This window comes from Microbacterium sp. HMWF026 (assembly GCF_003061325.1).
Lineage (GTDB): Bacteria > Actinomycetota > Actinomycetes > Actinomycetales > Microbacteriaceae > Microbacterium > Microbacterium testaceum_E.
In genome coordinates, this window is the sequence record NZ_QAJB01000070.1 from 1 (window position 1) to 9,102 (window position 9,102).

Genomic DNA, 9,102 nt, shown 5'->3' on the forward strand with positions numbered 1-9,102 from the left:
CGCGGGAGCCGCCGGTGCCGAAGCCGCCGGAGCCGAAGCCGCCGCCGAGGCCGCCCAGGCCTCCGAGACCGCCGCCGCCGAAGCCGCCGCGTCGGCCCGAGCCGCCGCCGAGCAGGGTGTTGACGGCGATGCCGCCGAGGATGGCGCCCATCAGGTCGCCGCCTCCTCCTCCGCCGCCGCCGAACGACCCGACGTCGCTCTGCGCGGCGGACGCGGCCTGATCGGCGAGCCCGGCGGCGCGCTGGGCGAGGGCGAGAGCGCCCTCGGGGTCGTCTGCGCGCAGCTGCTCCGCCTGCACGAGGGCTGCTCCGGCCTCGGCCAGACGCGTGCGCGCGGTGGCGCCCACGGCGCCGCGCCGCGCGGCGATGAAGTCCTCGGTCGCGCGAACCTGCGCCCGCGCCTGCGCGAGCGTCGCGTCGAGCTGCGTCCCGGCGCGGCGCCGGCGTTCAGCCTCGTCGCGCACCTGAGCGAGCACCGCGTCGATCGTGGCGTTCGCCTGCTGCAGCGTCTCGGCCGCGCGCAGGGGGTCGGTACGCGCCGCCGTCAGCGCGGCGCGCCCGGCGTCGAGCTGCGCGCGCGTGGACGCGATCGCCCCGGCGACCCGACCGTCGGCGTCGGGCAGCTCGGCGGCGGCCGCGAGGTCACCCTCGAGCTCGGCGACGAGCGCTGCGGCGCGTTGCCGTGCCTGGTCGAGATCTGCGCCGCGCGCGGTGATCGCCGTCCGCAGCGCCTCGGCCTGGGCCAGGGCGGCTTGCGCGGCGCGGATCGCCACGGCCGCGTCGCCGGTCCGACCCGCCGCCAGGGCCGCGTCGGCCTCGGCCTCTTGGTGGGCGGCGAGTTCGAGGCGCGTCCGTGCCTGCGCAGGGTTGTCGGCGATGGGTGCGAGGGCGTCATCGGTGTAGCGCCCGCGCAGGTCGTCGAGCTCGGCGTCGGCGCCGGTGACGGTGGACGCGAGCTCGCCGCGGCGCGCGGCCAGGGCCGTGAGGGCAGCCGGGGCATCGGCCTCGAGGGCGCGCAGCTCGTCGAAGGCGGCGGCCTTGGCATCCAGGGATTCGTCGATGCCGGCGCACAGCCGCAGGATCTCGACGTAGGCGGCGCGGCGCTGCTCGTCGGTCTCGGGCTGATCGTCGTCGAGCTGCTGCTGGAGCGAGAAGGCGCGGTCGAGGTCGGCTTTGGCCTGAGCGAGCACCTCGGTGAAGGGGGCCGCGGCGTCGTCGCCGAACTGCGCGCGGGCGAAGCCGAGCTCTTGCTCGCTGGTCCTGACGGCGTCGTCGGTGGCGACCAGCGCCGAGCCGGCGCGCCGCGACAGCTCGTCGATGTTCTCGGTCGGTCCGGCTCCCGGGCCCTCGGCCGTGCGGCGCCGTCGTCGCAGCGCGAGCCACACGAGGGCACCGGCGATGACCGCGAGCAGCAGCCCCACCAGCACGATCGGCCCCAGGGCGGGACCGGACTGCGTGGCCGGGGTCGGCGGCGGAGCGGGCTGATTGCCGCCCGACTGGGCGTGAGCGGTGCGGATGCCGTCGGCGGCGGCGATCGCGGCTCCGGCGTCGTCGCCGGCCTCGAGGGCGGGTTGGACGCGGTCCTGCTCGATCGCGCTCAGCTGTGCGGCCGAGAGCTCGCCGTCGTCGACGTCGCCCGAGAGGTAGAACGAGAACGTGTCGCCCTCGATCGCCACCGCGAGCAGATACTGGTGCGGACCGAGGTTGTTGCGGTTGGCGGTCTCGTTGGCCCAGTCCTCGGCGGCCGGCGGGTCGGTGAACCCGTCGACGTAGACCACCCACAGGTCGAGCCCCGTCTGATCGCCCAGCGTGATGAGGCGGGACTGCACCTCGGCCTCTTGCGCGTCGGTGAGGACCCCGGCTTGGTCGAGCACGTAGCTCGAGCCGAGCGACGGGGGAGCGACGGCAGCCGCGCTCCAGGGGGAGACCAGCACCCCGGCCGCGGCGACCACCACCGTCGTGATCGCACGTGCCACCCTCGGGTGTCGCATCCATCCTCCTTCGGCGCCGGGTGTCCTCCACCCTATGCACGACCGCCGACACGGGGGTAGGAGCGGCGCGTCCCCGGCGGACGCACCGGGGCGCCGCCTAGGCTCAGACGTTCGGAGGTACACGATGGACGACCGCTACGGCACGGACGTGCTCGCGCGTGGCTGGCGCGACGCCGGCCGCAAGAAGCCCGCCCCCGTGGCGGCATCCGCGGATCTCGTGGTCGAGGTCGTCGGCGACGGCTTCGTCGGCGCGGTGACCCGCGTGGACGGCATGAACGTCGAGCTCGAGGACCGCTTCGGCAAGAGGCGCCTGTTCCCGCTCGGCGGCGGCTTCCTCGTCGACGGGGCCGCGGTCGTTCTCACCGCGCCGGCCGCCGCGGCGAAGGGGCGCACACGGACGGCATCCGGATCCTTCGCGGCCGAAGACCAGCGTGCGCGCACCGCCCGCGCGAGTCGCATCTTCGTCGAGGGCAAGCACGACGCCGAACTCGTCGAGAAGGTGTGGGGCGCGGACCTGCGCGCCGAGGGCGTCGTGGTCGAGTTCCTCGAGGGCGTCGACCTGCTCGAAGAGAAGCTGGATGCCGAACCCCCCACGGCCGAGCGCCGTTACGGGGTTTTGGTGGACCACCTGGTGCCGAACTCGAAGGAGTCGCGCATCGCCGACAAGATCGCGCGGGGGCGCCACGGCGCCCACGTGCGCATCGTCGGCCACCCCTTCGTCGACGTGTGGCAGTGCGTCACCCCCCGCGCGCTGGGTATCGCCGCCTGGCCCGAGGTGCCCCGCGGCATCGAGTGGAAGGTCGGCGTCTGCCGCGCCCTCGGCTGGCCCGCCGAGGAGCAGGCCGACACCGCCCGCGCGTGGCAGCACATCCTGTCGCGGGTGACCACGTTCCGCGACCTCGAACCGGCCCTGCTCGGCCGCGTCGAGGAGCTCATCGACTTCGTGACCGTCCCGTGAGCGGCCGCAAGCGCGCGCTCTCGCGCGAGTCGTCGGAATCCGTCGCTTCCGCGGGCGGGAAGCGACAGGACGCGGCGGATAGCCTGGAGGACATGGATGCCGCCGCCCCCGTGTTCCGCGACAAGCCGGTGTCGTTCGTCCGGCGCAGCGGACGCATGTCCGAGGCGCAGGACCGGGCCTGGGCCGAGCTCTCGCCCTTCTACCTGCTGCCGGTCGAGCGGGCCGCCGCCGCGACGAGCGTCAAGGCGGGCACCGCGATCGACCCGGCGGAGGTCTACGGCCGCGCGGCGCGCCTGGTCGTCGAGATCGGTTCGGGGCAGGGCCACCAGATCGTGTCGGCCGCGGCCGCGCACCCCGACACCGATTTCCTCGCCGTCGAGGTGTTCACGGCCGGGCTCGCACGCACCATGCTGGATGCCGATCGCGAGGGCGTGCGAAACCTGCGGCTCGTCGAGGCCAACGCCCCAGAGGCGCTCCAGCACCTGCTGCCGGCGGCGTCGGTCGACGAGCTGTGGGTGTTCTTCCCCGATCCGTGGCACAAGAACAAGCACACCAAGCGCCGTCTCGTCGCCCCCGACTTCGCCCGGATCGCGGCGGGGGCGATCCGTCCCGGCGGCACGCTCCGTCTGGCGACCGACTGGCAGGACTACGCCGATCAGATGCGCGACGTGCTCGACGAGGCCCCGGCCTTCGAGCGGGCGTTCGCGGGGGAGTGGGCGGAGCGCTTCGAGGGGCGCGTCCTCACCGCGTTCGAGCGCAAGGGGCTGCGCGTGGGACGCGACATCCGCGACCTGACCTACACGCGGGTCTCACCGTGACCGCGCACACCGCGGTGCCGGTCCGCGAGCGTTCGACCTGGACGCCCAAGCTCATCCCGGCACTGTCGGTGTGTCTCGCCGCCCCGGTCCTCTTCGTCGTCCAGATCGTGTGGCTGGGCTGGATCCTGCTCGCGCTCGCCGTGGCATCCGCGATCCTCGTCTACCGGCGCGCGGGGGTGCCCCTCGCCCGCGGGGCCGAGCCGAGCATCGCCCGCGACGTCTCGCTCGTCGCCCTCGGGCAGTTCATCGTCAGCCTCATCCCGCTGCAGGCCGAGCTCGACAACGCGGCCTTCGTGCGGTTCACCCTCGCTCTGGGCGGGGCGGTGGTCGTGCCCTACGTCGTCTCGCGCTTCGTCTACCGCGACTACGCGATCCGTTTCCCCTGGCGTGGTGGCGGACGCTGGACCTGGTGGCAGTGGGCGTGGCTGGCCGGCGTCATCGTGCTCGGCTACCTGATCCTGCCGTTCTACTTCATCACCTCGGGCGTCTACACGAACTGGCCGGAGGTGACCACGCCCGACCTCATCGCGCGTCTGTTCGTGGGGGTGGGCGCGGTCGGCATCTGGGACGAGCTGTTCTTCATCTGCACGGTCTTCGTGCTGCTGCGCCGGCACTTCCCCGACCTGACCGCGAACATCCTGCAGGCGATCGTCTTCGTCTCGTTCCTGTGGGAGCTCGGCTACCAGGCGTGGGGGCCGCTGCTGACGATCCCCTTCGCGATCGTGCAGGGCTTCCTCTTCTTGAAGACCCGGTCGCTCTGGTACGTCGTGACGGTGCACCTGCTGTTCGACGCCGTCGTCTTCGGGGTCCTCGTGCACGCGCACAACCCCGGCGCGGCATCCATCTTCCTGATCTGATCACGGATGCCGCCGTCCCCGCGTCGTCGTCGGTGACCGCCGCGTCGCCGGCGTCGGTGACCGCCGCGCTGTCTTAGGTGACCGCCGCGTCGCCGTCGCCGCGCTGTCCTCGATAAACGCCGATCGTGTCGAGACACGCGGCGTCGCAGCATGTCTCGACAGGCACGGCGTTTATCGAGGACGGGCGAGGGCGGGCGAGGGTGGGGGGAGCGGATCGGCTGCACGGGCCCTGCCCAGGTGCGACCGCTACGCTGGGCCGTGGACGCCCTCCGCGTCCCCGGACGAGGGATCAGTACCCGGACTGCGACAAGACTGGCCAAGGAGCATCGTCATGTCGTGGATCGTCCTCATCGTCTCGGGTGTCCTCGAAGCCGTGTGGGCCACGGCTCTGGGCCGTTCCGAGGGGTTCACCAAGCTGTGGCCGAGCGTCGTGTTCGGCGTCGCGCTGGTCGCGTCGATGGCCGGGCTCGCCTACGCGATGCGCGAGATCCCGACCGGTACCGCTTACGCCATCTGGGTGGGCATCGGGGCCGCGCTGACGGTCGTGGTGGGGATGATCTCGGGCGCCGAGGCGATCTCGGTGGTGAAAGTTCTGCTGATCCTGGGGCTGGTGGGTTGCGTCATCGGCCTCAAAGTCGTCGGCGACGCCCACTGATCAGGGGATTCCGCTCGAAGTCAACCGGATGGAACGCTCGGTTTCATCCGGTACGATCCACCCCAACTGCACTTGTCCGGGCCCGACACCGTCGTCACTCGCCCACATCTTCCCTGTGAAAGGTTCCGAGTGAGCGCACCGCCGAGCGAGCTTGTCACCCCGACGCAACCGTCGAGGGTCATCGGGCGTCCGTCGCGACGTCTCGACCGTCTACGTGATTCCCGCGTCGGACGGGCGCTGCGCCAGTACGGCGCAGACGTGCTGCGCGCCCCCGAGGGCGTCGTCCCCATCGAACGCGGCGCCTTCGTCAGGGTGCTCGCGCTGTGGGCAATCGCGCGCGTCGTCAACTTCGGCCTGCTGTGGGGTTTCTACTCGGTGGCCAAGGCGGCCCGCTGGGGCTTCGGTCCCGACAGCGAGCGCCTCGGCACCTTCTTCGACTACCTCACGGGGTGGGATGCCGACCGCTACGGCCAGATCGCGGCGCAGGGCTACCCCATGTCGTTGCCGATGAACGTGTCGGGCGACATCCTGCCGAACAACTGGGCGTTCCTGCCGGTGTTCCCCACGCTCGTCCGCGTGATCTCGGGCGCGACGGGTCTGGGATGGCAGCCGGTCGCGGTCCTGCTCAGCCTGGGCGCGAGCCTCGGCGCGACGTGGCTGCTCTTCGTGCTGCTGCGCACCGTCACCAAGCCCCAGCCGGCGTGGTGGGGCATGGTGTTCTTCTCGTTCGCCCCGATGTCGTTCCTCTTCGTCATCGGCTACAGCGAGGGCCTGTTCATGCTGCTGATGTTCGCGGGCATGCTGCTGGCGATCAAGCGGCGCTACCTGTGGATCCTGCCGATCGGCCTGATCACCGCCTACACGCGTCCGGGCGTGCTCGCGCTGGGTCTGGCGCTGGGCATCGTGTTCCTCGTCCGCTTCTTCCGTCGCAAGGTCGATCCGTTCCCGGTGCGCGAGTGGGCGTCGCTCATGGCCTCGGGTCTGACGATCGCGGTCGCCGGCCTGTCGTGGAACCACATCGCGCAGTACGTCACCGGCACGCACAACGCCTACATCCGCACCGAGCTCGGCTGGTGGCTCGACTACGTCGGCAACGACGAGTTCACGCCCTTCACGCCGTGGTTCCGTCAGGCGGCGACGCACCTCGGCGTCGTGGGCGTCGTGCTCGTCGTGGCGCTGATCGTCGGCTTCCTCGCGCTCATGTGGTCGCGCCCCGTCCGCAAGCTGGGCCTCATGGTCGTGGCCTACGGCTTCAGCTACGGCGTGTACATCCTCGCGGTCTTCCTGCCGCAGCAAAGCACCTTCCGCCTGCTTATGCCCATGGCCCCCCTGCTGGGCGATGAGCGCTGGTCCTCGACGCCGCGGCGTCGCGTGGCGATCCTCGCGGGGTGCGTGGTTCTGCAGCTCGTCGCCATCCTGCTGCTGTGGACCCGCGGAAACCCGTGATCCGCTCCTGAACGGACGGAAGGGCGGTGCCGATCGGCACCGCCCTTCCGCGTTCTCTAGAAGAGATCAGTCGGGCGAGCCGCCGGGGTCGACGGCGTCGATCACGTCCTGCTCGACGGCGTTGTCGGCATCCATCTCGGCGGAGCCGACGGCGTCGCCCTGCTCCCGGGCGAAGGCGCCCGCACCGCCGTCGCCACCGGAGGCCGGCCCGGGCTGCGTCTCGGGCGTGAGCGGGATCGTCGGTTCGGCGGGCGTGGGTGCCGTGGGCTCCGACGGCGTGGGCGCGGTCGGCTCGGCGGGGGATCCGGGGAAGGGGCTCGGTGTGCTCATGGGCCGACTCTGCGCGTCCCGGCCCGCCTGCGCGAGCCCCTTCCCGATCGGGTCGCGACGGTGTAACCGCCGGACGCTAGGCTCGTCGCCGGGCAGAACGACCGCAGGGGGGAATGTGTCGACCGCACACGATGTGACCAGGCGAGAGGCCATCGCGCAGTATCGACTCGTGGGCGAACCGCCCGAGCCCGACCTGCAAGGTCTGGTCGAGCTCGCGGCGACCGTGTGCGCCGTGCCGACGGCGGTCATCAACATCATCGACGACCGTATGCAGCACCAGGTCGCGGCGGTCGGCATCCAGGCGGCCACCTGCTCGCGCGAGGACTCGATGTGCGCCGCGGTGATCGCGAATCCCGGTCGCGTCGTCGTCCCCGACGCGCGTCTGGACTCCCGTTTCGCTGCGAACGCCTTCGTCACCGGTGAGGTCGCGAACGTCCGCTTCTACGCCTCGAGCCCGCTCATCACCCCCGACGGGGTGGCGATCGGCACGCTCTGCGTCTTCGACGACGAGGTCGGAGAACTCTCGGATGCCAGCAGCCGCGCTCTCGATCTGCTCGCCCACCAGGTCATCGACGTCCTCGAGCTGCGGCGCGTGCAGCGCGACCTCGTCGAATCCAACGCCCAGCTCGAGAGCTTCGCGGCGCAGGTCAGCCATGACCTGCGAAACCCCCTCACCGCGCTGACGGGCTTTCTCGAACTGGCGGCCGACAGCCCCGAGATGGCGGCGGCACCGCGGGCGGCGCGTTCGCTCGCGCGCGCCGAGGCCGCGGCCGCCCGCATGAGCGCGATGGTCGCCGACCTGCTCGACTTCGCGCGCATGGGGGGCACGCGGCCGCACCTGGGCGAGGTCGACGTGGCCGAGACCGTCGACGCGGTGCTCGAGGACCTCGACGGCGCCCTCGTCGCCACGGGTGCCACGGTGACGGTGGATGCCGAGACCTTCGTCCGCGGCGACGACACCCTGCTGCGGGTGCTGCTGCAGAACCTCATCGCGAACGCGGTGAAGTTCACGGTGGCCGCCGAGCGGGTGCCCGAGGTGCGCGTGAGCGTCGAGGTGCTGCCCGACGGGTGGCGCATCACGGTGGACGACAACGGCGATGCGGTCGAGCCCGAGATGCGCGAGCGCGTGTTCGAGCCGATGCAGCGCAACCACGGGGCCGACGTGCAGGGCATCGGCATCGGCCTGGCGACCTGCCGCCGCATCGTCGACGCGCACGGCGGCTCGATCGGCCTGGACGTCTCGCCCGCGGGCGGCACGCGCGCGTGGTTCGTCCTGCCGGCGGCCGCGCGTCAGCGGGGTGCCGCGGCGGCGTGAGCGCGGCGCCGTCGGTTCGCGGGCGGTTCCGGTCGGCGCGATACCGGGACGCGCGTCGGGGCGCAACCTCCGCGACGGGTGTCGGTGGGTGACCGTAGCGTGGGCGGGGTCGAGGCGGCTTCTCGTGGCATCCGTCCGCACCTCCTCGACGGGGAGGATCGGCGCATGGCCCGCAATGTCCGCCTGTTGCACTGCACCCCCGACGACGTGTTCCGCGTGCTCGAGAACGGCTGGCTCTACCCCCTGTGGGTGGTGGGCACGTCGCGCATGCGCGACGTGGGCGAGGACTGGCCCACCGAGGGGGCGACCCTGCACCACTCCTTCGGCTCGTGGCCGCTGCTGGTGAACGACACCACCGTGATGCGGGTGTGGGATCCGCCCCGCCGTGCCGTTCTCGAGCCGCACGGCGGCCCGATCGGCGTCGCCCGCGTGGCCATCGACGTCAAGCCGCGCGGAGACGCGTGCGTCGTGCGCATCCAAGAAGAGCCGGTGACCGGCCCCACCAAGATCCTGCCCGACACCGTCTTCGACGCCGTCACCCGGTGGCGCAACGCCGAGACGCTGCACCGCCTCGCCTACCTCGCCGAGGGCGGAGCGCCCGGTACCACCGGCGGCGCGAGCGCGATCGGCCATGCCTCGACCGCCGAGAAGGAGCCCCTGCAGCGATGAGCGAGAGCTACGACGCGATCATCGTGGGCTCGGGGCCCAACGGCCTGGCGGCGGCGGTGACGCT

The 9,102-nt window shown here is 72.2% G+C and carries 9 protein-coding genes and 1 riboswitch; of the genes, 7 read left to right on the forward strand and 2 right to left on the reverse strand.

The features are described from left to right. A partial coding sequence (locus tag DBR36_RS03225; RefSeq protein ID WP_146185192.1) for a TPM domain-containing protein occupies positions 1-1,990 on the reverse strand: 1,990 nt, incomplete at its 3' end. 124 nt (positions 1,991-2,114) lie between these two features. Here DBR36_RS03225 and DBR36_RS03230 point away from each other — a divergent pair. The 5 genes from DBR36_RS03230 (at position 2,115) to DBR36_RS03250 (ending at position 6,724) form a co-directional block, all read left to right on the forward strand. Beyond that, the gene (locus DBR36_RS03230; protein WP_108317541.1) at positions 2,115-2,948 is read left to right on the forward strand and encodes a DUF3097 domain-containing protein; all 834 of its coding nucleotides are present in this window, start codon (positions 2,115-2,117) and stop codon (positions 2,946-2,948) included. A gap of 92 nt (positions 2,949-3,040) precedes the next feature. After that, positions 3,041-3,766: a tRNA (guanosine(46)-N7)-methyltransferase TrmB gene (gene trmB / locus DBR36_RS03235; RefSeq protein ID WP_108317546.1), complete on the forward strand. Its 726-nt coding sequence runs from the start codon at positions 3,041-3,043 to the stop codon at positions 3,764-3,766. Continuing rightward, positions 3,763-4,623: a CPBP family intramembrane glutamic endopeptidase gene (locus tag DBR36_RS03240; RefSeq protein WP_181373458.1), complete on the forward strand. Its 861-nt coding sequence runs from the start codon at positions 3,763-3,765 to the stop codon at positions 4,621-4,623. The genes trmB and DBR36_RS03240 overlap by 4 nt, the downstream gene beginning before the upstream one ends. A 256-nt stretch (positions 4,624-4,879) precedes the next feature. Further along, positions 4,880-4,944, forward strand: a riboswitch (guanidine-III (ykkC-III) riboswitch). 10 nt (positions 4,945-4,954) lie between these two features. Further along, positions 4,955-5,278, forward strand: coding sequence for a multidrug efflux SMR transporter (locus DBR36_RS03245; RefSeq protein ID WP_108317542.1), 324 nt, complete (start codon positions 4,955-4,957; stop codon positions 5,276-5,278). A 129-nt stretch (positions 5,279-5,407) separates the two neighbouring features. Then, the gene (locus DBR36_RS03250; protein WP_146185193.1) at positions 5,408-6,724 is read left to right on the forward strand and encodes a hypothetical protein; all 1,317 of its coding nucleotides are present in this window, start codon (positions 5,408-5,410) and stop codon (positions 6,722-6,724) included. A gap of 66 nt (positions 6,725-6,790) precedes the next feature. Here the strand turns inward: DBR36_RS03250 and DBR36_RS03255 are convergent, their stop codons facing one another. Continuing rightward, complete coding sequence (locus DBR36_RS03255) at positions 6,791-7,054, reverse strand: hypothetical protein (protein WP_108317544.1); 264 nt, start codon at positions 7,052-7,054, stop codon at positions 6,791-6,793. A 115-nt stretch (positions 7,055-7,169) separates the two neighbouring features. On the opposite strand from DBR36_RS03255, the gene DBR36_RS03260 reads away from it, so the two are divergent. Together DBR36_RS03260 and DBR36_RS03265 are read left to right on the forward strand one after the other, a co-directional pair. Beyond that, on the forward strand, positions 7,170-8,369 hold the full coding sequence (locus DBR36_RS03260; protein ID WP_181373459.1) for an ATP-binding protein: 1,200 nt from the start codon (positions 7,170-7,172) through the stop codon (positions 8,367-8,369). A gap of 165 nt (positions 8,370-8,534) precedes the next feature. Then, positions 8,535-9,038, forward strand: coding sequence for an SRPBCC family protein (locus DBR36_RS03265; protein WP_108317545.1), 504 nt, complete (start codon positions 8,535-8,537; stop codon positions 9,036-9,038). Positions 9,039-9,102: the final 64 nt, after the last annotated feature.